Annotated in this window: 18 protein-coding genes; 8 read left to right on the top strand and 10 right to left on the bottom strand. The window is 72.7% G+C overall.

Annotated features, from left to right (window positions below; all coding sequences use genetic code 11):
- Positions 1 to 23: 23 nt before the first annotated feature.
- From Plo01_RS19465 to Plo01_RS19435, 7 genes are all read right to left on the bottom strand, one after another.
- On the bottom strand, positions 24 to 776 hold the full coding sequence (locus Plo01_RS19465; RefSeq protein WP_203892212.1) for a metal ABC transporter ATP-binding protein: 753 nt from the start codon (positions 774 to 776) through the stop codon (positions 24 to 26).
- A 37-nt stretch (positions 777 to 813) separates the two neighbouring features.
- On the bottom strand, positions 814 to 1,752 hold the full coding sequence (locus tag Plo01_RS19460) for a metal ABC transporter substrate-binding protein (RefSeq protein WP_239316666.1): 939 nt from the start codon (positions 1,750 to 1,752) through the stop codon (positions 814 to 816).
- A gap of 453 nt (positions 1,753 to 2,205) precedes the next feature.
- Positions 2,206 to 3,066: a formate dehydrogenase accessory sulfurtransferase FdhD gene (gene fdhD / locus Plo01_RS19455; protein WP_203892064.1), complete on the bottom strand. Its 861-nt coding sequence runs from the start codon at positions 3,064 to 3,066 to the stop codon at positions 2,206 to 2,208.
- The gene (locus Plo01_RS19450; protein WP_203892063.1) at positions 3,059 to 4,027 is read right to left on the bottom strand and encodes a 2Fe-2S iron-sulfur cluster-binding protein; all 969 of its coding nucleotides are present in this window, start codon (positions 4,025 to 4,027) and stop codon (positions 3,059 to 3,061) included. The genes fdhD and Plo01_RS19450 overlap by 8 nt, the downstream gene beginning before the upstream one ends.
- An 82-nt stretch (positions 4,028 to 4,109) precedes the next feature.
- Complete coding sequence (locus Plo01_RS19445) at positions 4,110 to 5,948, bottom strand: NAD(P)H-dependent oxidoreductase subunit E (RefSeq protein WP_203892062.1); 1,839 nt, start codon at positions 5,946 to 5,948, stop codon at positions 4,110 to 4,112.
- Positions 5,949 to 5,955: 7 nt separating this feature from the next.
- The gene (locus tag Plo01_RS19440) at positions 5,956 to 7,881 is read right to left on the bottom strand and encodes a molybdopterin oxidoreductase family protein (RefSeq protein ID WP_203892061.1); all 1,926 of its coding nucleotides are present in this window, start codon (positions 7,879 to 7,881) and stop codon (positions 5,956 to 5,958) included.
- 68 nt (positions 7,882 to 7,949) lie between these two features.
- Positions 7,950 to 8,939, bottom strand: a complete 990-nt coding sequence (locus tag Plo01_RS19435) for a 2-dehydropantoate 2-reductase (protein ID WP_203892060.1) — start codon at positions 8,937 to 8,939, stop codon at positions 7,950 to 7,952.
- Positions 8,940 to 9,323: 384 nt separating this feature from the next.
- On the opposite strand from Plo01_RS19435, the gene Plo01_RS19430 reads away from it, so the two are divergent.
- From Plo01_RS19430 to Plo01_RS19405, 6 genes are all read left to right on the top strand, one after another.
- Positions 9,324 to 11,015: a thiamine pyrophosphate-binding protein gene (locus tag Plo01_RS19430; protein ID WP_203892059.1), complete on the top strand. Its 1,692-nt coding sequence runs from the start codon at positions 9,324 to 9,326 to the stop codon at positions 11,013 to 11,015.
- Positions 11,016 to 11,025: 10 nt separating this feature from the next.
- Complete coding sequence (frc, locus tag Plo01_RS19425; RefSeq protein ID WP_203892058.1) at positions 11,026 to 12,294, top strand: formyl-CoA transferase; 1,269 nt, start codon at positions 11,026 to 11,028, stop codon at positions 12,292 to 12,294.
- Positions 12,294 to 14,450: an acetate--CoA ligase family protein gene (locus Plo01_RS19420; RefSeq protein ID WP_203892057.1), complete on the top strand. Its 2,157-nt coding sequence runs from the start codon at positions 12,294 to 12,296 to the stop codon at positions 14,448 to 14,450. The genes frc and Plo01_RS19420 overlap by 1 nt, the downstream gene beginning before the upstream one ends.
- A 73-nt stretch (positions 14,451 to 14,523) precedes the next feature.
- Positions 14,524 to 16,029, top strand: a complete 1,506-nt coding sequence (locus tag Plo01_RS19415; protein ID WP_239316664.1) for an Nramp family divalent metal transporter — start codon at positions 14,524 to 14,526, stop codon at positions 16,027 to 16,029.
- Between the two features lie 10 nt (positions 16,030 to 16,039).
- Complete coding sequence (locus Plo01_RS19410; protein WP_203892055.1) at positions 16,040 to 16,561, top strand: hypothetical protein; 522 nt, start codon at positions 16,040 to 16,042, stop codon at positions 16,559 to 16,561.
- A complete protein-coding gene (locus Plo01_RS19405; protein WP_203892054.1) occupies positions 16,558 to 17,616 on the top strand; it encodes a TerC family protein in 1,059 nt (352 codons plus the stop codon). Before Plo01_RS19410 ends, Plo01_RS19405 begins: the two co-directional genes overlap by 4 nt.
- Before the next feature lie 151 nt (positions 17,617 to 17,767).
- On the opposite strand, the gene Plo01_RS41015 is transcribed toward Plo01_RS19405, so the two are convergent.
- Together Plo01_RS41015 and Plo01_RS19400 are read right to left on the bottom strand one after the other, a co-directional pair.
- Positions 17,768 to 17,890 carry a hypothetical protein gene (locus Plo01_RS41015; protein WP_275415403.1) on the bottom strand — a complete coding sequence of 41 codons (123 nt, stop codon included), beginning with the start codon at positions 17,888 to 17,890 and terminating at the stop codon, positions 17,768 to 17,770.
- Positions 17,891 to 18,035: 145 nt separating this feature from the next.
- On the bottom strand, positions 18,036 to 18,779 hold the full coding sequence (locus tag Plo01_RS19400; protein WP_203892053.1) for a GntR family transcriptional regulator: 744 nt from the start codon (positions 18,777 to 18,779) through the stop codon (positions 18,036 to 18,038).
- 362 nt (positions 18,780 to 19,141) lie between these two features.
- Here Plo01_RS19400 and Plo01_RS19395 point away from each other — a divergent pair, with 362 nt between their 5' ends.
- Entirely contained in the window at positions 19,142 to 19,438 is a 297-nt protein-coding gene (locus tag Plo01_RS19395; protein WP_203892052.1) for a Fe-S cluster assembly protein HesB, read from the top strand.
- A 99-nt stretch (positions 19,439 to 19,537) separates the two neighbouring features.
- On the opposite strand, the gene Plo01_RS19390 is transcribed toward Plo01_RS19395, so the two are convergent.
- A complete protein-coding gene (locus Plo01_RS19390; protein WP_203892051.1) occupies positions 19,538 to 20,845 on the bottom strand; it encodes an MFS transporter in 1,308 nt (435 codons plus the stop codon).
- 98 nt (positions 20,846 to 20,943) lie between these two features.
- On the opposite strand from Plo01_RS19390, the gene sucC reads away from it, so the two are divergent.
- A complete protein-coding gene (gene sucC / locus Plo01_RS19385) occupies positions 20,944 to 22,107 on the top strand; it encodes an ADP-forming succinate--CoA ligase subunit beta (RefSeq protein ID WP_203892050.1) in 1,164 nt (387 codons plus the stop codon).
- Positions 22,108 to 22,159: the final 52 nt, after the last annotated feature.

The following is a 22,159-nucleotide window of genomic DNA, read 5'->3' as shown; positions in this document are numbered from 1 at the left end:
GCGGCGGCCCGGGACGGGGGCGATCACGAGGTGGGTCTCCAGTCGAGCGTGCCCGCGGGCTTCTCCGGGGCGTGCGGGTGCACGTGGTCGTGGCCGGGCAGGGCGTGCGCGCCGACCGCCTTGGGCGGGGCGCCGTCGTGGCAGACGCAGCCGTCCCGCAGGACCACGGCCCGGGTGACCAGCGGCTCCAGCGGGCCGAGCTCGTGGGCGACCAGCACGACCGTCCTGCCCTGGGCGACGAGACCGGCCAGGGTGTCGGCGAGGAGCTGCTGGCTCTCGGCGTCGACTCCGGCGGTGGGCTCGTCCATGACGAAGGTGTCGGGCTCCCCGGCGAGGGCGCGGGCGATCAGGACCCGCTGCTGCTGCCCGCCGGACAGGGCCTGGACCGGGTCCCCGGCCCGGTCGGCCAGGCCGACCGCCTCCAGCGCGCGCGTGGTCGCGGCGGCGTCGGCCGCGCCGGTCAGGCGGAACCGGCTCTGCCTGGCGATCCGCCCGGAGGCGACGACCTCGCGGATCGTGGAGGGCACGCCCCCGCCCACCGAGAGGCGCTGGGGCACGTAGCCGATCCGCCACCACTGGCGGAAGCGCGGCGGCGGCGTGCCGTACAGGAGGGTGGAGCCCCCGGACAGCGGCACCAGGCCGAGCAGGGCGCGCACGAGCGTGGACTTGCCCGAGCCGTTCGCGCCGAGCACGGCCACCACCTCGCCGGAGCGGACGGTCAGGTCGATCCCGCGCAGCACCGGGCGGCGGTCCAGGCTGACCCGGCCGCCGCGCATGGTGAACGCTTCTTCTGTGTCTGTCACGCCGCTGCCTTTACGAGCAGCTCAGGGCTGCCTTGAGTGTCGTGAGGTTCTGGCGCATGGCCGACAGGTAGTCGCCGGTGGCGGGCTTGCTCTCGATCGGGTCGAGAACCGCCGTCTTGGCCCCAACCTCCTGGGCGAGGACCTCGGCGACCTTCGGGCTGACCAGGGTCTCGGTGAAAATCGTAGTCACTTTTTCGCGTTTGGCGATTTCGGCCACCTCGGCCAGGCGCGCCGGGGAGGGCTCGGCGTCGGGATCCACGCTGATTCCGACCTGGTGGAGCTTGTAGCGGTCGGCGAGATAGGCGAAGGCCTGGTGGCTGGTGACCAGGGCCTTCGAGCGGCAGTTCGCCAGTCCCGCGGCCAGCTCGCCGTCCAGGGCGGTCAGCTCGGCGGCGGTCTTCGCGGCGCGGTCCTTGTATCCCTGGGCGTGGGCCGGGTCGGCGGCGGCGAGCCTCTCGGCCAGCTCGGTGGCGACGGTGGCGAAGCGGCTCGGGTCGAGCCAGAGGTGCGGGTCGTAGGAGACCTCGTGGCCGTGCTCCTCCTCGTGGCCCTCTTCGTGGCCCTCCTCGTGCTCTTCTTCGGTCGCCTGGATGGTCGGGACCAGGGGGGCCACGTCGAAGCCGCGGTCGGCGGCGTGCTGCTCGACGGCCTCGTCCACGGCGGGCTGCACGCCCTTGATGTAGAGGACCAGGCGGGTCTCCTCCAGCCCGGCCACCGCCTGCGGCGTCAGCTCCAGGTCGTGCGGCTCGACGCCGGGCTTGGTCAGGGCGGTGACGGTGATGTCGGATCCGCCCACGCGCTGGGCCAGCCACTCCAGCGGGTAGAAGGCCGCGGTGAGGCCGGCTCCGCCCCCCTGCGAGCCCGGTGAGGCCGAGTCGGCGGCGCCCGCGCCGCAGCCGGCGACGGCGGCGAGAGCGGCGACCCCGGCGAGCAGGCCGGTGACGCGCATGGGAATACGTCGGGAGGAGTCGGACATCATGCACCCAGTATGCGTGCAAGTGAAAACCGTTGTCAAAATCGCCCAATGGAGGACCCGACGGTCAGGAGGAGAGTCCCGCAACCCCGGAGCCGCGGAGTCCCGACGTGGAGTCGCCTTCACCGGGGCCGCGTCGACGAAGGACGGTCCGGGCGGCGGGCCGGTCTCGCCGGAAGGCGACGGACCGGTCTCGGCGGGGTCTGGACGGTGGGCCGGGCCCGATGAGGGGCCGGGCCGGCAGGGGGCGAATCGCCGTCCCGGCCCCTCTCCGCCGCCCGGGGAGGCCTCCGCCGTGGCCTGCCCCGTACGGACGTTCACGGAATCCCCGCCCGGCCGGTCGGCGCCTCCCGGTCCCGGATCACCTCGTTGACGGGGATCCCGCCCGGGGGCCGGTTCCTCCCGGTCCCCGGCCCGGCCGCGCGACGTTCACGGGGATGCCAGGCTGAGCCGTTCCTCTCCGGTGTAGACGTTCATCGAGCCGTCCCGGACGAACCCGGCGAGCGTGAGACCCGTCTCCGCGGCCAGCTCCACGGCCAGCGACGAGGGGGCGGAGACCGCGGCGAGCACCGGGATCCCGGCCATCACCGCCTTCTGGACCAGCTCGAAGGAGGCCCGTCCCGACACCATGAGCACGCTGGAGACCAGCGGCAGCCGGCCGTCGCGCACCGCCCAGCCCACCAGCTTGTCCACCGCGTTGTGGCGGCCCACGTCCTCGCGCACGCACAGGGGCCGCCCGTCCGGGGTGAACAGGCCCGCGGCGTGCAGGCCGCCGGTCCGGTCGAAGACCCGCTGGGCCTCGCGGAGCCTGCCGGGCAGCGCCGAGACGACCTCCGCCGGCACCCGCACCGGATCGCCGTCCACCCGCCACCGGGCGACCGTGCGGACCGCGTCGAGCGACGCCTTCCCGCAGACCCCGCAGGAGGAGGTGGTGTAGAAGTTGCGCTCCAGCGACGCCGGGGGCGGCGCGGTCCCGGGGGCGAGCGCGACGTCGAGGACGTTGTAGGTGTTGGCGCCGTCCTCGGCGGCCCCGGCGCAGTAGCGGATCGCGACGATCTCCTCGGCCGAGGAGATCACGCCCTCGCCGACCAGGAACCCGGCCGCCAGGTCGAAGTCGTCGCCCGGGGTCCGCATGGTGACCGTGAGGGGCCGGCCGCCGAGCCGGATCTCCAGCGGCTCCTCGGCGGCCAGGACGTCGACCTTGCGGACGGCCGTCCCGCGGGCGGCCGTGGCGGAGGCGGCGGTGTCCCGCAGCCGAAGGACCCGGCGCCTGACCGTGACCCTACCCATCGGACGGCGCCGCTCCGCCTGCGGAGCTCGCGGAGCTCGGGCCCCAGGCGGGCCCGGCGGGGTCGAGCAGGTCCGCGGACGACAGGACGGTCGGCTCGGCGCGCGGGACGTTCTGGACGTGCTGGTAGCCGAAGCGGCCCTTGATGCACAGGTTGCCGTGGGTGACGGGGTTGTCGTGGGGCGAGCCGACCTTGACGATCCGGTTGTCCTGCACGTGCAGGGTCAGATTGCAGCCGACGCCGCAGTAGCTGCAGATCGTCGTCGTCCGGCTCTGGCGCGACTCGTCCCACTCGCCCGCCGCGCGCATGTCGAACTCGGTCTTGAACGACAGCGCCCCGGTGGGGCAGACCTCCACGCAGTTGCCGCAGTAGACGCACGCCGAGTCGGTCAGCGGGGCGTCGTGCTCGGTGGAGATCGTCGCGTCGAACCCCCGGCCCGCGACCGCGATGGCGAAGGTGTTCTGCCACTGGTCGCCGCAGGCGTCGACGCACTTGTAGCACAGGATGCACTTGGCGTAGTCGCGCACGTAGAGGTCGTTGTCGACCTTCGGCGGCTGGGCGACCGAAGCGGCGTCCGGGCCGAACCTCTCGGGCCGCGCGCCGTACTCGGCGATCCACTCGGCGGCGCGCGGCGTGGTGGACAGGTCCGTCGAGGAGGCCAGCAGCTCCAGCACCACCTTGCGGCTGTGCCGGGCCCGCTCGGTGGCGGTGCCCACCGCCATGCCGGGCTCGGCCCTGCGCGAGCAGGCGGGAGCCAGCGTCCGCGAGCCCTCGACCTCCACCACGCAGACCCGGCAGGCGTTCTTCGGGGTGAGGGTGTCGCCGTAGCAGAGGGTGGGGACGTCCTTGCCGGCGGCGGCGCAGGCGTCCAGGACGGTCGCCCCCTCCGGCACCCTGACCTCCTCGCCGTCGACGGTGATCTCGATCAGCCGCCGGGGCGGCTGCAGGGGGACGGTGCTCATCGGCTGCCTCCGGCGTGGGGTTCCCGGCCTCCGCGCCGGGGGGACACGGAACGGCTCGCTGCGGTGACTTCTCCCGGAACCGTCATGACGGCGACGCCTCCCGGGAGGAGGACGGGGACGGGGACGAGAAGACGCCCAGCCGGTCGACGGCCGACTCGACCGCGTTCCACGCGGTCTGGCCGAGCCCGCAGATGGACGCGTCGCGCATGGCCCGGCCCACCTCCCGCAGCAGGGCGAGGTCGGCCGCGGCGTCGATCGGGGCGGGCCGCCGGTTGAGCCGGTGCAGGGCCTCCTCCTGGCGTACGGTCCCCACCCGGCAGGGCACGCACTGGCCGCACGACTCGTCGCGGAAGAACTCGGCGATGCGCAGCAGGATCCCGGCCAGATCGACGCTCTCGTCGAGCGCGAGCACGACGCCCGAGCCCAGCGTCGCCCCGATCGCGCGGGTGCCCTCGAAGGTGAGCGGGACGTCGAGCTCGTCGGGGCGGACGAAGGAGCCCGCCGCGCCGCCCAGGAGCACCGCCCGGAGCGTCCCGGACGCGCCCCCGGCCAGGTCGAGCAGCTCCCGGAGGGTGGCGCCGAACGGCACCTCGTAGACGCCCGGCCGGGCGACGGCGCCGGAGACGCAGAAGAGCTTGGTGCCCGTCGAACCCCCGGCCCCGGTCGCGGCGTAGGCGGGGGCGCCGCCGAGCAGGATGGGGGGCACGTTGACCAGCGTCTCGACGTTGTTGACCACCGTCGGCTTGCCGAAGAGCCCCTTCTCCACCGGGAAGGGCGGCTTGCTGCGCGGCTCGCCCCGGTAGCCCTCGATCGAGTTGAAGATCGCGGTCTCCTCGCCGCAGATGTAGGCGCCCGCGCCGCGCCGGATCTCGATGTCGAAGGCGAAGCCCCGGCCCAGGATGTCGTCGCCGAGCAGGCCGCGCGAGCGGGCGACGGCGACGGCGTGGGACATGCGGCGCACGGCCCGGGGGTACTCGCCGCGGATGTAGAGGTAACCGGTGCGGCAGCCGGTGGCGTACGCCGCGATGGTCATCGCCTCCACCAGGGCGTACGGGTCGCCCTCCATGATCACGCGGTCCTTGAAGGTGCCCGGCTCGCTCTCGTCGGCGTTGCAGACCAGGTAGTGGGGGTGGTCGGGCTGGCGGGCGGCGGCCTCCCACTTGCGTCCGGTGGGGAAGGCCGCGCCGCCCCTGCCGACCAGGCCCGAGTCGAGCACCTCGCGGATGACCCCGGCCGGGCCCAGCCGGAAGGCGTGCCGCAGCGCGGCGTAGCCGCCCTGGGCGCGGTAGTCGTCCAGGCTCGCCGGGTCGACCGCGCCCACCCGCCGGAGCAGGACCAGCCCGGCCTGACCCGCCTGCGGCACGGCGTGCTCGGCCGGCGGCTCCTCCCGTTCGGTGAGGTCCGGTGCCAGCGGGCCGTGCACGGCCGTCTTCGGCGGATCGCCCGCCTCCAGGGCGAGCGCGGCCGGGGCCCGCTCGCACAGGCCCAGGCACGGGCTGGGCTGCCAGGACATGCCGGGCGGGCCGAGCGTCTCCTCCACGGTGCGCCGTACGGCCCCCGCGCCGCGCGCCTGGCAGGCCAGATCGGTGCAGACGTGCAGGACCCGGGCGGGACGCGGTTTCAGGGAGAACAACGAGTAGAACGTCGCCACGCCGTACGCCTCGGCGGGCGGCACGGTCAGCCGGCGGCAGACGTAGTCGAGCGCGCCCTCGCTGATCCACCCGACCCGGTCGTTGACGGCGTGCAGCGCGGGGAGCAGGAGGTCGCGGCGGTCGCGGGCGGCGTGGCCGCCCGCGGCGAAGCGGAGGTCCTCCTCCGTGCGGGGGCCGCCCTCCCAGCCCGTCGGGGGCGGACCGAGCAGGGCGTCGACCGCCGCGCGCTCCTCGGCCGACGGCTCGGCGTCGCGGAAGCGGAGATCCATGCCCTCCTCACCCGGCCTTCGCGGGGACGAGCTTGTCGATCCGGACGGCGGCCGCCTTGAACTCGGCGGTGCCCGCGATCGGGCAGGTGGCCTCGATGGTGAGGGAGTTGGTGTCCACCTCGTCGGGGAAGTGCATGGTCATGAAGACCAGCCCGGGGCGCAGGGCCGGGTCGACGTAGACCGGCGCGACCACCGAGCCCCGCCGGGAGGTGATCCTGACCTCCTCGCCCGGGACCACGCCGAGCCGCGCGGCGTCCTCGGGGGAGACCTCGACGGTCTCGCCGCGGCGCAGCGGGGAGGCGAACCCGGACGACTGCACGCCGGTGTTGTAGGAGTCGAGGCGGCGGCCGGTGGTGAGGCGGAGCGGGTAGTCGTCGTCGAGCAGGTCCACCGGCGGGGAGTGCCGCAGGATCGCGAACGGGGCCGGCCGGCCGCGCCGGGCGGGGTCGGTCTCCCAGAGCCGCCCGTGCAGGAAGGGGGGCTCCAGGGAGTCTTCCGAGGGGCAGGGCCACTGGATGCCCTGCAGGTCCTCCAGGCGGCGGTAGGTCATGCCGGTGTGCGCGGGGGAGAGCCGGCGCAGCTCGTCCCAGACCTCCTCGGCGCCGTCGTAGTGCCAGTCGTGGCCGAGCCGGCGGGCGAGCTCGCAGAGGATCCAGATGTCGTCACGGGCCTCGCCCGGCGGTTCGAGCGCCTTGCGCACCCGCTGCACCCGGCGCTCGCTGTTGGTGAAGGTGCCCTCGCTCTCGCACCAGGCCGCGCCGGCGGGCAGCACGACGTCGGCCATCTGGGCGGTCTTGGTGAGGAAGATGTCCTGGACGACCAGGTGGTCGAGCATGCCCAGCCGCTTGACGCAGCTCAGGGAGTCGGCCTCGGACTGCACCGGGTTCTCGCCGACGATGTAGCAGGCGGTGACCTCGCCCTCGCCCATCGCCTCCAGCATCTCGGTGAGGTTGAAGCCGTACCGCGGCCGGATGGGGATCTGCCACGCCTGCTCGAACTTGGCCCGGACGTCCGGGTCGAGGATGTCCTGGAAGCCGGGCAGCCGGTTGGGGATGGCCCCCATGTCGCCGCCGCCCTGCACGTTGTTCTGCCCGCGCAGCGGGGACAGGCCGGAGCCGTAGCGGCCGACGTGGCCGGTGAGCAGCGCCAGGTTGATGAGCGCGCGCACGTTGTCGGTGGCGTTGTGGTGCTCGGTGATCCCGAGCGTCCAGCACAACTGGGCGCGGTCGGCGCGGGCGTAGGCGTGCGCGAGCTCCCGGATCGCCTCGGCGGGCACCCCGGTGACCCGCTCGGCCGCCTGGAGGGTCCACGGCTCGACCGAGGCGGCGAACTCGTCGAAGCCCTCGGTGGCGCGTTCGATGAACGCGGTGTTGTGCAGGCCGGCGTGGACGATCTCCCGGGCGACCGCGTGGGCGAGCGGGATGTCGGTGCCCACGTTCAGCCCCAGCCAGCGGTCGGCCCAGCGGGCCGTGCCCGTGCGCCGGGGATCGACGGCGAACATCCGGGCGCCCTTCCTGATGCCCTTCAGCACGTGCTGGAAGAAGATCGGATGGGCGTCGCGCGCCGCCGAGCCCCACATCACGATCACGTCGGTGTCCTCGACCTCCTGGTAGGAGGAGGTGCCGCCGCCGCTGCCGAAGACCGCCGACAGCCCCGCCACGCTCGGCGCGTGGCAGGTGCGGTTGCAGGAGTCGACGTTGTTGGTGCCGACCACCACCCGGGTGAACTTCTGCGCCACGTAGTTCATCTCGTTGGTGGAGCGGGCGCAGGACAACATGGCGAAGGCGTCCGGCCCGTGCCGCTCCACGTTCCTGCGGAACCCTTCGGCGGCCAGGTCGAGGGCCTCCTCCCAGCTCGCGCGGCGCAGCACGCCGTCCTCGCGGACGAGGGGGTGGGTGAGCCGGTCGTAGTGTTCGGCGCGCTTCCTCTTCAATGCCCGCCCCTTTCAGGGATCTCCTGGAACTTTCAGAGAATGCTGTATACCGTCTACAGTATGTCGCGCTAGCGCACGGGGACAAGGTCCCGGCGGGCCTGCTCGGCCAGGAGGTCGGCGACCGCGTGGATGGCCCGCAGGGTCGGCACCTCGGCGCCGGTGAGGTCGGCCAGCTCCACGACGGCCGCGAGGATCACGTCGAGCTCCATGGGCCTGCCCCGCTCCAGGTCCTGGAGCGTCGAGGTCTTGTGCTCCCCGGCACGCTCGGCGCCCGAGAGCCGTCGCTCGATGGAGACTCCGGGGTCGCAGCCGACGCGGCGGGCCACCTCGACGGTCTCGCGCATCATCGTGACGACCAGCTCGCGCGTCCCGCCGTGGCGGCAGATCCCCGCCATCGTGGCCCGGGTCAGGGCGCTGATCGGGTTGAACGCGATGTTGCCCATGAGCTTGATCCAGATGTCGCGCCGCAGGTCGGCCTCCACCGGGCACTTCAGGCCGCCGGAGACCATGGCCCGGCTGAAGGCGGCGCAGCGGGGCGACAGGGAGCCGTCCGGCTCGCCGACGGAGAAGCGGGTGCCCTCCAGGTGGCGGATGACGCCGGGGGACTCGATCTCGGTGGCGGCGTAGACGACGCAGCCGATCGCGCGCTCCAACGGGAGGGCCGCGGTGACCGCCCCTTCGGGGTCGACGCTCTGGATGGAGTAGCCCTGGTAGGGGCCGGGGAGCCGGTGGAAGTACCACCACGGGATGCCGTTCTGTGCGGCGACGATGCCGGTGGCCTCGTGGAGCAGCGGCTCGATCATGGGACCCGCGCCGGCGTAGGAGGTGGCCTTCAGGCCGAGGAAGACGTAGTCCACCGGGCCGACCTCGCGCGGGTCGCCGGTGGCGTGGGGATGGGCGGTGAAGTCGCCCCGGGGGCTCAGGACGCGCACGCCGGACTCGCGCATCGCCGCGAGGTGCTCGCCTCGGGCGATGAGATGCACGTCGACCCCGGCCCGGCAGAGGGCCGCGCCGACGTAGGCGCCGATGGCGCCGGCGCCAAGAACAGCGACTTTCACTGGGGGCTCCGTTCTCGCGTCGACAATGCATTCGGTATACAGTATGGAAAAAAGCCGGTCAAGGAGCCGCCGATGGTCCCGCCGAGCCCTGCCAACCGGAAGATCGCCGCCGCTGAAGCCCTGGCCGCGGCCGGTGAACCGGCTGCTCGCGGCGGGTGGGCCATCGGTGATCCCCCGTCCGCTCTCACGGAGCCGGCCGCCCCGAGGGGCCTCTCCTGGGAGGGCGGCTCGCATGGCCGGGATGGGTGCCGACAATCCGGATGACCCGGGCGGCTGGACCGTCCTGACGGCCGGGCAAAGGGTCTAGACATCACCCGATCTCCAGAGTAACCATTGCCCTCATACGGTATGCAGTATGCAGAACACGCTGAGAGGATCGCACGGATGACCCAGCCGACGGACACGGCGACGGAAACGATCTCCGGTGGACACCTGGTCGCCAAGGCGCTCAAAGCGGAGGGGATCGATGTGATCTTCACGCTCTGCGGCGGCCACATCATCGACATCTACGACGGCTGCGTCGACGAGGGCATCGACGTCGTCGACGTCCGCCACGAGCAGGTCGCCGCGCACGCCGCCGACGGCTACGCGCGGATCACCGGAAAGCCGGGCTGCGCGGTGGTGACGGCCGGGCCGGGGACCACCGACGCGGTCACCGGCGTGGCCAACGCCTTCCGGGCGGAGAGCCCCATGCTGCTCATCGGCGGCCAAGGGGCCCTCAGCCAGCACAAGATGGGCTCGCTGCAGGACCTGCCGCACGTCGACATGATGACCCCGATCACCAAGTTCGCCGCGACGGTGCCCTCGACCGAGCGGGTGGCCGACATCGTGTCGATGGCCTTCCGCGAGTGCTACCACGGCGCGCCCGGCCCGTCGTTCCTGGAGATCCCGCGCGACGTGCTCGACGCCAGGGTCCCGCTGGCCTCGGCCCGCATCCCCCGGACCGGCCGCTACCGGGCCTCCACCCGCCAGGCGGGCGACCCGGAGGCGGTCGAGCGCCTGGCCGACCTGCTGGTCCACGCGGAGAAGCCGTGCGTCCTGCTGGGCAGTCAGGTGTGGACCTGCCGCGCCACCGACGACGCGATCGACTTCGTCCGCGCGCTGAACGTCCCCGCCTACATGAACGGCTCCGGACGCGGCACGCTCCCGCCCGGCGACCCCCACCACTTCCAGCTGTCCCGGCGCTACGCGTTCACCAACGCCGACCTGATCATCATCGTCGGCACCCCGTTCGACTTCCGCATGGGGTACGGCAGGCGGCTGTCGCCCACGGCGACCGTGGTCCAGATCGACCTCGACTACCGGACCGTCGGCAAGAACCGCGACATCGACCTCGGCATCGTCGGCGACGCCGGGCTCGTGCTCTCCGCCGCCGCGCAGGCCGCCTCCGGGCGCGCCGACAACGGGGCGGCCCGCCGCAAGGAGTGGCTGGAGGAGTTGCGCGCGGTCGAGAGACAGGCCTACGACAAGCGGCTGCCCCGGCAGCTGTCCGGCGCCCGGCCGATCGACCCCTACCGGCTGGTCCACGAGATCAACGAGTTCCTCACCGAGGACTCCGTCTACATCGGCGACGGCGGCGACATCGTCACCTTCTCCGGCCAGGTCGTGCAGCCCAAGTCGCCCGGCCACTGGATGGACCCCGGCCCGCTGGGCACCCTCGGCGTCGGCGTCGCCTTCGCGATGGCGGCCAAGCACGCCCGGCCGGACAAGGAGGTGCTCTGCCTCTTCGGCGACGGCGCCTTCAGCCTCACCGGCTGGGACTTCGAGACCATGGTCCGCTTCGGCCTGCCGTTCATCGGGGTCATCGGCAACAACTCCTCGATGAACCAGATCCGCTACGGCCAGGCCGCCAAGTACGGCCAGGAGCGCGCCCGGATCGGCAACACCCTCGGCGACGTCAGATACGACGAGTTCGCCCGGATGCTGGGCGGCCACGGCGAGGAGGTCAGGGACCCCGCCGACATCCGTCCCGCCCTGGAGCGGGCCCGCGAGTCGGGCAAGCCCGCGCTGATCAACGTATGGGTCGATCCGGAGGTATACGCCCCCGGAACCATGAACCAGACCATGTACAAGTGAGGGGCGACCGATGAGCAGGAGCGCTGAACGGCCCGTGGACACGGGCGGATCCGGTGGCAAGGCTCTGGACGGCATCCGCGTCCTCGACATGACCCATGTGCAGTCCGGGCCGTCCTGCACCCAGCTGCTGGCCTGGCTGGGCGCGGACGTGGTCAAGCTGGAGGCGCCCTCGGGCGACGTCACGCGCGGGCAGCTGCGCGACGTCCCCGGCGTCGACAGCCTCTACTTCACGATGCTGAACTGCAACAAGCGCAGCATCACGCTCAACATGAAGAGCGAGCGCGGCAAGGAGATCTTCGCCGACCTGGTGCGCGGGTCCGACGTCATGGTGGAGAACTTCGGGCCCGGCGCCGTCGACCGGATGGGCTTCACCTGGGAGCGGCTCCAGGAGCTCAACCCCCGGCTGGTCTACGCCTCGATCAAGGGCTTCGGCCCGGGCCGCTACGCCAAGTTCAAGGCCTACGAGGTGATCGCCCAGGCGATGGGCGGGTCGATGAGCACCACCGGTTTCGAGGACGGCCCGCCGCTGGCCACCGGCGCGCAGATCGGCGACTCGGGCACCGGGGTGCACGCCGTGGCCGCCATCCTCGCGGCGCTCTACCAGCGGGAGCGGACCGGCCGCGGGCAGCGGGTGCAGGTGGCCATGCAGCACGCCGTGCTCAACCTGTGCCGGGTCAAGCTCCGCGACCAGCAGCGGCTCGCGCACGGCCCGCTGACGGAGTACCCCAACAAGACTTTCGGCACGGAGGTCCCGCGCTCGGGGAACGCCTCCGGCGGCGGGCAGCCCGGCTGGGCCGTGCGCTGCGCCCCCGGCGGTCCCAACGACTACATCTACGTCATCGTCCAGCCGGTCGGCTGGGCGCCCCTCTCCGCGATCATCGGCCGCCCCGAGCTGGCCGACGACCCCGAGTGGGCCACCCCCCAGGCCCGGCTGTCGAAGCTGGACAAGATGTTCCAGCTCATCGAGGAGTGGAGCAGCCGCCACGGCAAGTGGGAGGTCCTCGACCGGCTCAACGCCGCCGGCGTCCCGTGCGGCCCGATCCTGTCGACCGAGGAGCTGATCCGGGACGAGACCCTCCGGCAGGAGGGCATGGTGGTCGAGGTCGGGCACCCCGAGCGCGGCTCGTTCGTGACGGTCGGCAGCCCGCTGCAGCTGTCGGACTCCCCGGTCGAGATCACCACCCCGCCCCTGCTGGGCGAGCACAACACCGAGATCTACACCGGTCTGGGCCTGTCCCCCCGGGAGCTCGCCGAGCTGAAGACGGACGGAGTGATCTGATGGCGTACGACCGCGCCACCGTACAGTACGACCGGGCCGCCGTGCGGGAGGTGCTGGACAAGGCGCGCGCGGAGAACCGCACCGCCCTGACCGCGCCGGAAGGCCGCCGCGTCTGCGAGGCGTACGGCATCACGACCCCCGGGGAGGGGCTGGCGGCCTCCGCGGACGAGGCCGTCTCCATCGCGGCGGAGCTCGGCTTCCCCGTGGTGCTGAAGATCGTCTCCCCGGACATCCTGCACAAGACGGAGGCGGGCGGCGTGCTCGTCGGGCTCGGCGACGCGGACGCGGTGCGGGCGGGTCACGAGCAGATCACGGCGTCGGCGCGCGCCTACAACCCCGACGCGGTGATCGACGGCGTCCAGGTCCAGGCCATGGTGGGCGGCGGCCACGAGGTGATCATCGGTGCGGTCACCGACCCGACCTTCGGCAAGGTCGTCGCCTTCGGGCTCGGCGGCGTCCTGGTCGAGGTGATCAAGGATGTGACCTTCCGGCTCGCCCCGCTCCCGGGTGAAGATGCCATGGGGATGCTGGACGACATCAGGGCGGCCGAAGTGCTGCGTGGTGCCCGGGGTGCCGAACCGGCGGACAGGAGGGCGCTCGCGGACATGATCGAACGGGTCGGCGCGCTGGTCGGCGACTTCCCCGAGATCGCCGAGGTGGACCTCAACCCCGTCTTCGCCACCGCCGCGGGGGCCACGGCGGCCGACGTCCGCGTGCTGCTCGCCGAGCGGCCCGAGCCCGAGCCGGTACGGCCGCCGCGCGAGGAGATCCTCGCATCCATGAGCCGGATCTTCCGGCCGAGGTCCGTCGCGGTGATCGGCGCCTCGGGGGAGACGGGGAAGATCGGCAATTCGGTCATGCGCAACCTGATCGAGGGCGGCTACCGCGGCCACATCTACCCGATCAACCCCAAGGCCCCGGAGATCCTGGGCCTGCCCGCCTACCCGAGCATCGCCGAGGCGCCGGGCGAGGTGGACGTGGCGGTCTTCGCGATCCCGGCCAAGCTCGTGCCCGCGGCCCTGGAGCAGGCGGGCCTCAAGGGCGTGGCGGGCGCCATCATGATCCCGTCCGGGTTCGCCGAGACGGGCAACGCCGAGGGCCAGCGGGAGATCGTGGAGATCGCGCGCAGGCACGGCGTGCGGATTCTCGGGCCCAACATCTACGGCTACTACTACACGCCGGAGAACCTCTGCGCGACGTTCTGCACGCCGTACGACGTCAAGGGCGGAGTGGCGCTGACCTCGCAGAGCGGGGGCATCGGCATGGCCATCCTGGGGTTCAGCAGGACGACCGGGACGGGCGTGTCGGCGATCGTGGGCGTCGGCAACAAGGCCGACATCGACGAGGACGACCTGCTCACCTTCTTCGAGCAGGACGACAACACCCGCTGCGTCGCCATGCACCTGGAGGACCTCAAGGACGGGCGCGGCTTCGTGGAGGCGGCCCGGCGGATGGTCCGCGCCAAGCCGGTGATCGTGCTCAAGGCCGGGCGCACCGCGATGGGCGCGCGGGCTGCCGGCTCGCACACCGGGGCGCTGGCCGGCGACGACAAGGTCTACGACGACATCCTGCGCCAGGCCGGGGTGGTCCGCGCGCCGGGCCTGAACGACATGCTGGAGTACGCCCGCTCCCTGCCGCTCATGCCCGCCCCCAAGGGGGAGAACGTCGTCATCATCACCGGCGCGGGCGGCTCGGGCGTCCTGCTCTCCGACGCCTGCGTCGACAACGGGCTGTCGCTCATGGAGATCCCGCCGGATCTCGACGCGGCCTTCCGCGCCTACATCCCGCCGTTCGGCGCGGCCGGCAACCCCGTCGACATCACCGGCGGCGAGCCGCCGAGCACCTACGAGAACACCATCAGGCTCGGCCTGACCGACCCGCGGGTCCACGCGCTGGTGCTGGGCTACTGGCACACCATCGTGACGCCGCCGATGGTCTTCGCCGAGCTGGTCGCGCGGGTGGTCGCCGAGGAACGGGCCAAGGGCAACGACAAGCCGGTCGTCGCCTCGCTGGCCGGTGACACCGAGGTCGAGGACGCCTGCGACCACCTGTTCGACCACGGCGTGATCGCCTATCCCTACACGACCGAGAAGCCGGTGGCCGTGCTCGGCGCGAAGTACCGCTGGGCCAGAGCGGCCGGACTGCTGCGCGGCTGACCCGCGCACCGTGAGCGAGGGGGCGAACCCAGGCACTCCGGCAGGATCAACCAACCCCCCAGGAGGTCCGCAGGTGGACACATCGAAAACACCGGCGACAACGGAGACCGGTCATGTCTCCGCCGCGCCGGGCCAGGAAGAACGAGTATGGCGCGCGGGCGGGCTGGAGCCGATGCCCGTCCGCACGCTGCCCGACGCGCCCCCGTCGGTGCACATCCTCGGCCCCACCGTGTTCCTCGTCGCGCTCGGCGTGGGCATGGGCGAGTCCTACATGTGGCCCCGGCTGGTCCTGCTGTTCGGGCCGGAGATCCGGTGGCTCTTCCTCATCGGCGTCACCCTGCAGGCGGTGGTGATGCTGGAGATGGCGCGCTACGCGATGGCGACGGGAGAGAGCATCTTCTCCGGCGCGGCGCGGGTCTTCAAGCCGCTCATGTGGTTCTTCTTCGTCGTGGCGATCCTGGTCTACATCTGGCCGGGGCACCTGTCGGCGGGAGCCGCGGCCTTCGAGCAGATCACCGGCATCCCGTGGATGGTGACGGCCGTCATCGGCCTGATCCTCGTGGGCGTCGTCTTCAGCCTGGCGAAGGTGATCTACAACCTGCTGGAGAACGTGCTGTCGATCCTGATCGGCACGCTCGTGCTGGGCACGGCCGTCGTCGCGGCCATGGTCGGCACCTGGGACGACGTGGTCAGCACGATCACCGGCATGTTCCACTTCGGGTACTTCCCGCAGGAGGCCATGACGGCGGCCTGGTTCCCGGTCATCGTCGGAGCGTGCGCCTTCGCCGGCCCCTCGGGCATGCAGCAGATGTGGTACACCCTGCACCTGCGCGACTCGGGGGCCGGCATGGGCGCCCACATCCCGACCATCCGCGGGCTGCGGCACGCCGGCGAGGAAGAGGCCATGCCCTCGCGGGGCTTCATGTTCGACACCGACGACCCCCGGGAGATGGCCAAGTGGCGGGGGTGGCGGCGGTGGGTCACCTTCGACGCGCTGCTGCTGTTCTGGGGCATCACCATGCTGGTGACGATCTCCTTCACGGTGATCGCACAGGCCGCGGTCCGGCAGGACCCCGCCGTCCGCACCGCCGTCCAGGGAGACGACCGCGAGGTCGCGCTCAGCGCCATGGCCGACTCCGTCTCCTCGGCGGGCAGCTCGGTGCTCGGCACGATCTTCCTCGGGTTCATCGCGCTCATCGGCCTCAACGCCACGCTCGGCCTGTTCGACTCCTTCTCCCGGGGCCAGGCCGACATGACCCACAACTTCGTCCCGGGGGCCAAGAAGGTCAAGCTCTCGCACCTGTACGCGGGCTTCCTCTGGGGCGTGATCATATTCGGCATCCTCATCCTGCTGTTCGGCCCCGCCGACGGCCCCAGCGGCATCCTGGACACGCTGGCCTTCCTGTCGACCTTCGCGATGGGCGCCTACTGCGTGACGCTGCTGCTGGTGAACAACCGGATGTTGCCCAAGCCCATCAGGCCCAGGTGGTGGACCAACCTGATCATCGGGTTCGGCGCCTTCTTCTACCTCGGCATGCTCTTCTACAGCCTGTTCGCCTTCGGCGTGGTCGTGGGCTGAGGACGGGCCGATGCGACACCACGCTGAACTCGCTCTTCCCGGAGCGGTGATCGGAGCTGTCGCGGGCCTCATGGCCGGCGGGCTGACCCTCCTCGCGGGTCGGCCCGTCGGCTGGGCCGCGGTCTCCGCCCTGGCGCTGGCCCTTCCCCTGGGGATCCTCGGGGCGGGGTACGGCCTGCTGACCGGCCAGGGCGTGATCAGGCTGGGCGTGTTCGCCCCGGCCGGTCTCTACTGGCTGGCGGGCTTCCCCCTGGCCCGTCTGGCCCAGGAGACCGCGGCGGGCCTGACCCTGACCGGGGAGGTCGTCCTGGCCGGCGGGGTGGCGGGGTTCCTGGGCTACCAGGCCATGGTGAGCCTCGGCTTCGCGATCGGCTTCGTCTGGCTGCACGAGCGGCTGATGCCGTACTGGCTGCTGCGCCTGCGCGGGCACAACCCGTACGCGCGCGAACTGCTCGACCGCTACGTCGCGCACGCGGAGGTGCTGCGCTCGGCCGCCGGGCGCCGCAGGACACGGAAGGGGGCGCGGCGATGAACGTCCCCGGCTGGGTCTGGCTGGCCACGATCGCCGGCTTCGCGCTCGTGCTCGCCGTCGACTTCTATCTCGTCGCGCGCAACCCCCGCGAGCCGTCCTTCCGCGAGTGCGTGGGATGGGTGAGCTTCTACGTGCTGCTGGCCGGGGCGTTCGGCGCGGGACTGCTGCTGGCCGCCGGGCCGGCCCGCGGCGGCGAGTTCTTCGCGGGCTGGATCACCGAGTACTCCCTCAGCGTCGACAACCTCTTCGTGTTCCTGCTGATCATGAGCCGCTTCGCGGTGCCCCGGCAGTACCGGCAGAAGGTGCTGCTGGTCGGGATCGTCATGGCGCTCGGCATGCGCGGGATCTTCATCGCCGCGGGCGCCGAGGCGGTGACCCGCTTCGACTGGCTCTTCTACGTCTTCGGGGCCTTCCTCGTCTACACGGCGTGGAAGCTGATCGGCCACGAGGAGGAAGAGGCGGAGTTCTCCGAGAACCTGGCGCTGCGCACGGTCAGGCGGGTCCTGCCCACGACCGGGACCTACCGGGGGGCGTCGCTCGTCACACGGATCGGCGGCCGCATGGTCGTCACCCCGATGCTGATCGTGATGGTGGCGATCGGGACCACCGACCTGCTGTTCGCCCTGGACTCGATCCCGGCCATCTTCGGGCTGACCAAGGAGCCCTACCTGGTGTTCACCGCCAACGCCTTCGCGCTGATGGGGCTGCGGCAGCTGTTCTTCCTCATCGGAGGGCTGCTGGACCGGCTGGTCTATCTGAGCAAGGGCCTGGCGGTGGTCCTCGCCTTCATCGGCGTGAAGCTCGTCCTGGAGGCCCTGCACCACGACGGCGTCGCCTGGGCCCCGGAGATCCCCATCACGGTCTCCCTCGGGGTCATCGTCGGCACCCTGGCGGTCACCACCGTGCTCAGCCTGCTGAAGTCGCGCGGCGACCGCGGGCGCGAGGCCCGGGCCGGGGCGGGCGAGGATCCGGACGGCCGGAACGGGGCCGGCCCGGAGGACGGGGGCGTGGCCGGTCCGGCGGGGGATCGGGCCGGGACGCACGCGGACGGCTGACGGGCACGGATCACGCCGCGCGGGCGGGTCGCCGCTCCACCGGGGCGGGCCCGTCCGCCTGGCGTTCCGTCACCGGGAACGGCGGCGGATTCCGCGGCGGGAACGGTTCCGTCACCGGGAACGGCGGTGGAGTCCGTGGCGAACGGTTCCGTCAGAGGGAACGGTGGCGTGGGGCGTCGGTCCGCGGCTCGGCGGCCCAGCGGCGCAGGTGGCGTTCGGCATCGTCGGCCGAGCCGTACCGGCGCAGGGCCGTGGCGAGGCCGATGCCGATCATCCGGCCGTCCGCGGGGGCGCCCGCGGGTCTACTGGTGAGAAAGCGGAGCCGGTCCAGGAGCGCCTTCATCGTCATCACCATCCCATCTGCTGCCGGGTCTCTGCCCGAGGTGTCACGGGGAAACCTTCCGCCGGTGAACCGCCCGTCAACTGGCGCTGAGCGAGCGCGGCCGCCTGCGGCGCTGGGGCATGGGGGCGGGCTCGGCCGGGGCCTCGGCCCGCTGCTCCAGGTAGGACCGGCGGGTGTGCTCGGTGTGCTCGCGCATGATCTGCTCGGCGCGGCCCTGGTCGCCCGCCTCGATGGCGTCGATGAGCCGGGTGTGCTCCTCCCAGGAGGCGTGACCGCGCTGGCGCGCCACGGGCGTGTGGTACCACCGCACCCGGCGGGAGACCTGGGAGGCCAGCTCGGACAGGACCCGGTTGCCCGACAGCTCGGTGACCAGCGCGTGGAGCTCCGAGTTGGCCGCCACCGCGCTCTCGACGTCGTCGGCCTGGACGGCGGCCAGGCCCCGGGCGCAGACCTCGCGCAGCCGCGCCACGCCGTCCGGCGTCGCGTTCGCCGCCGCCAGCCGGGCGGACTCGGTCTCCAGCAGCGTGCGGACGGCGAGCAGCTGGTCCGCCTCCTCGACGGTGGGGGCGTGGACGAACGCGCCGTGCCCGGGACGCAGATCCACCCAGCCCTCGCCGCTGAGCATCTGCAGGGCCTCGCGGACGGGCTGGCGGGACACCCCCAGCATCTCGGCGAGCTCGCTCTCGGCCAGGTGCTGACCGGGGCTGAGGCTCCCGCGGATGATGAGCTCGAGGATCGCCTCGAAGACGCTCTCGCGGAGGGTGGCCGGGCGCGGGATCTTGGGTGCCGCCCCCGAGTTCGCTAGTTCCGACCGCACCATGGTGTTCTGCTCCCGGACGGGACGACACGACCGCCGCCTGCGGACGGTTCCACTGTTGTTTGTCGTCGACTGCCTACAGTATACAGCGAACAGCGCATTCACCGTGGTGAGCCTGATCACATCATCGCCCATGAGGCGGGCGGGGCGGGAGTGAAGGGCCGTGGGATCCGGCCCCCGCCGCCGCGATCACTGCGGGGTTTGAGCCGTTTTTCCCGGGGGAGGTGAATACGGACAGCCGATTTCAGGTGATATGTCGATCAGCTAATCAAACGGGGAACCGCCAGGACGGCTCACGACCCCTGTCGGCAGGGACGGCCAACGTCCACATCCCGTCCATATCTCATCGCCCGTAGGAGCATGTCGTGCTGACGCTGACCGAGAAAGCCGTGGAGGCGATACGCGACCTCATGGTGGGGGAGAACCTGCCCAAGGAGGCCGGGCTTCGCATCACGCCCAAACCCGGCGACGAGTCCACCCTCGAACTGTCCCTGACGAGCGTGCCGCACGCCGGAGATCAGGTGATCAAGAAGGAGGACGTCCGGGTCTTCGTGGACCCCGACGCCGCGGCCGCCCTCGACGACCAGACCCTGGACGCCGATGTGAGCCCGAGCGGCACCCGCATGTCCCTCTACCTGTCCAGGACGGACGGCGAGGGCTGAGCGGCGACGCCGCGCACGGGCACGGTGCCGGCCGGGCGGAGGCCGCGGGAGGCGGCGCTCGCCCGGCTTCCCCCGGGCGCGGCCGGCGCCGGAGCGTGTTCAGCGCGGGAGCGTGGCGGGCCAGCCGGGCCGGCGCAGGGCGGTGGCCGTGATCGCGGCGATTCCCGCCGGTACGGCGGCGAGCAGGAAAGCCGTCACGTGCCCCGGCGAGGTCAGGGCCAGGGCCGCGAGGCCGGCGCCGAGCAGCCCGGCCAGCGCCTTGGCGCTGTAGACGGCGCCGTGGATGGAGGAGAGCTGCTCCTCGCCGAAATACTCCCGGGCCAGGCTGGCGACGAGCGGGTAGAACGCGCCGCCGCCCAGGCCGGCCGGGACCGCCGCCGCCAGCACCATGGCCGCCGACCCCGCCGCCGTCCCGGCGGCCAGCAGCAGCTGCCCGGCGGCGAGCAGCGCGAGGAGCGCGGCGAGGACCCGCTCGCGTCCCGCGGCCTCGGCGGCGAGCATCGCGCAGGCGCGCCCGGCGCCGTTGAGCGCCAGGAGCAGGGCGACGGCGGCCCAGGCCGGAGCCGTGCCGGCGGTCGCCAGGGCGACCACGTCGAAGACCGAGACCGCCCCCGCGCAGACCAGGATCGGCACCAGGACGGGGAAGGCGCCCGTCCGCAGCGCCTGGCCCACGGAGAACTCCCGTAGCGCCCGGCGGTTCCTGCGGAGGGAGAGGCGGTCGCGGGCCCATGCCCGGGGGTCGATGTGGCCGGGCCACCAGTGTCTGGGCGGGAGGCTGACGAGCGCGGCGGCCGTGCCCACGACCGCCCACGCGATGAGCGCCGCCACCGTGAAGGCCGGCGCGAGCAGGTCTCCGTCCAGCCCGACGGCCACCGCGAGCGGGGCCGTGCCGTAGGCGAACGCGCCGGTGGTGAAACCGACGCGCGCGGCCGGGCGTTCGGGATGCCAGCGGGCGACGGCCTCGGTGCAGGCGCCGTACACCAGGCCCGCGCCCACCCCGCCCAGCAGCGCGTAGCCGACGACGAGCGTCGCGACGTCATCGGCCAGGGCCACGGTGAGCAGCGCCGCGCCGCTGAGCGCCGCGCCGGTTCCCAGCGCCAGGCGGACCCCGAGCGTGCCGCGGCGCAGCAGGAGCGCGGCGGGGAGCGCGACGGCGGCCTGGCAGGCGATCCAGACGGCCAGCGGCGCCAGGACCGAGGCGACGGACCGGCCGGACTCCAGCAGGGCGGGCACGGCGGCCGCGTAGCCGTACTGCAGGGGGCCGATGGCGGCCATCGCCGCCCACGGCAGCCAGAACATCCAGGACCGGGATCGGCCGGTCAGGTCGTGCGGTGACCGGCTGACGAGATAGTCGCGCCCCCGCCAGTCGCGGACGAGCTCCTCACGGACAAGCTCTGTGTTCTCCATACAGTATGGAATATCCCCGTGCCATCCTTCTGTCGAGGTCTGGACGGGTTCATTTGCATACTGTATACCGTCTACAAGAGCTGAGACGGGAGGGATGCGTGGACCTGTTCGAACACCAGGCGAAGGAGCTCTTCGCGCGGCACGGGATTCCCGTCCCCGCCGGAGGGCTGGCGGCGACCCCGCAGGACGCGCGCCGCATCGCGGCCGGGCTGGGCGTGCCGGTGGTGGTCAAGGCGCAGGTGAAGACCGGGGGCCGGGGCAAGGCCGGAGGAGTGCGGCCCGCGCCCGGTCCGGCCACCGCCGAGGATGCGGCGAGGGGGATCCTCGGCATGGACATCAAGGGGCACATCGCCGAGACCGTGCTCGTGGAGGCCGCCACGGTCGCCGTGGAGGAGTACTACGTGGCCTATCTCGTCGACCGGGCCGAACGCCGGTTCCTCGCCATGGCCTCCACCGAGGGCGGCATGGACATCGAGGAGGTCGCCGCCGTCCGGCCGCAGGCGCTGGCCCGCATGCCGGTCGATCCGCGGGTGGGCGTCGGCGAGGAGGCCGCGCGGGAACTGCTGGCGCGGGCGGGGTTCGCCGCCGACGTCCGGGACGCGATCGCCGGGGTGCTGGTGGACCTGTGGCGGGTCGTGGCGGCGGAGGACGCCGTCCTGGTGGAGGTGAACCCGCTCGCCTGGACCGCCGGCGGCGACATCGTCGCGCTGGACGGCAAGATCACCCTGGACGGCAACGCGGCCTTCCGTCACGACCGCTCGGCATTCGCGGGCACGTCGCGGGAGGAGAGCCTGGAGGCGCGTGCGCGCGCCAGGCGCCTGAACTACGTCAAGCTCGACGGCCAGGTGGGCGTCGTCGGCAACGGCGCCGGGCTGGTGATGAGCACCCTGGACGTGGTCGCCCTGGCGGGGGAGCGCTTCGGCGGGATCCGCCCGGCCAACTTCCTGGACATCGGCGGCGGCGCCTCGGCCAGGGTGATGGCCGACAGCCTGGAGATCGTGCTGTCCGACCCGGACGTCCGCTCCGTCCTCGTCAACGTCTTCGGCGGCATCACCGCCTGCGACGCGGTCGCCGACGGCATCGTCTCCGCGCTCGGCCTGCTGGGCGAGCGCGGCCTGGGCCGCCCCATCGTGGTGCGGCTCGACGGCAACAACGCCCTCGCCGGGCGGCGGATCCTGGAGCGGGCCGGTCACCCGGCGATCCGGCAGATCACGACCATGGACGGCGCCGCCGAGGAGGCGGCCAGGCTCGCGGCCGCCTGAGGCGCGGGCCCGGAGAGACGGTGAGGCGGGAGAGGGGAACGGCGGCATGGCC

The sequence above is a fragment of the Planobispora longispora genome (assembly GCF_016863135.1).
In the GTDB taxonomy this organism is placed as follows: domain Bacteria; phylum Actinomycetota; class Actinomycetes; order Streptosporangiales; family Streptosporangiaceae; genus Planobispora; species Planobispora longispora.
This window is presented reverse-complemented; position numbering and strand designations above follow the sequence as displayed.

Excerpts from the sequence above, each read along its gene's own strand:
- Plo01_RS19460 (WP_239316666.1), bottom strand. The coding sequence starts at position 1,752 with ATGCGCGTCACCGGCCTGCTCGCCGGGGTCGCCGCTCTCGCCGCCGTC.
- Plo01_RS19420 (WP_203892057.1), top strand. The coding sequence starts at position 12,294 with ATGGCGTACGACCGCGCCACCGTACAGTACGACCGGGCCGCCGTGCGG.
- Plo01_RS19445 (WP_203892062.1), bottom strand. The coding sequence starts at position 5,948 with ATGGATCTCCGCTTCCGCGACGCCGAGCCGTCGGCCGAGGAGCGCGCG.
- Plo01_RS19430 (WP_203892059.1), top strand. The coding sequence starts at position 9,324 with ATGACCCAGCCGACGGACACGGCGACGGAAACGATCTCCGGTGGACAC.
- Plo01_RS19400 (WP_203892053.1), bottom strand. The coding sequence starts at position 18,779 with ATGGTGCGGTCGGAACTAGCGAACTCGGGGGCGGCACCCAAGATCCCG.
- Plo01_RS19390 (WP_203892051.1), bottom strand. The coding sequence starts at position 20,845 with ATGGAGAACACAGAGCTTGTCCGTGAGGAGCTCGTCCGCGACTGGCGG.
- frc (WP_203892058.1), top strand. The coding sequence starts at position 11,026 with ATGAGCAGGAGCGCTGAACGGCCCGTGGACACGGGCGGATCCGGTGGC.
- Plo01_RS19410 (WP_203892055.1), top strand. The coding sequence starts at position 16,040 with ATGCGACACCACGCTGAACTCGCTCTTCCCGGAGCGGTGATCGGAGCT.
- Plo01_RS41015 (WP_275415403.1), bottom strand. The coding sequence starts at position 17,890 with ATGATCGGCATCGGCCTCGCCACGGCCCTGCGCCGGTACGGCTCGGCC.
- fdhD (WP_203892064.1), bottom strand. The coding sequence starts at position 3,066 with ATGGGTAGGGTCACGGTCAGGCGCCGGGTCCTTCGGCTGCGGGACACC.
- Plo01_RS19405 (WP_203892054.1), top strand. The coding sequence starts at position 16,558 with ATGAACGTCCCCGGCTGGGTCTGGCTGGCCACGATCGCCGGCTTCGCG.
- Plo01_RS19465 (WP_203892212.1), bottom strand. The coding sequence starts at position 776 with ATGCGCGGCGGCCGGGTCAGCCTGGACCGCCGCCCGGTGCTGCGCGGG.
- Plo01_RS19450 (WP_203892063.1), bottom strand. The coding sequence starts at position 4,027 with ATGAGCACCGTCCCCCTGCAGCCGCCCCGGCGGCTGATCGAGATCACC.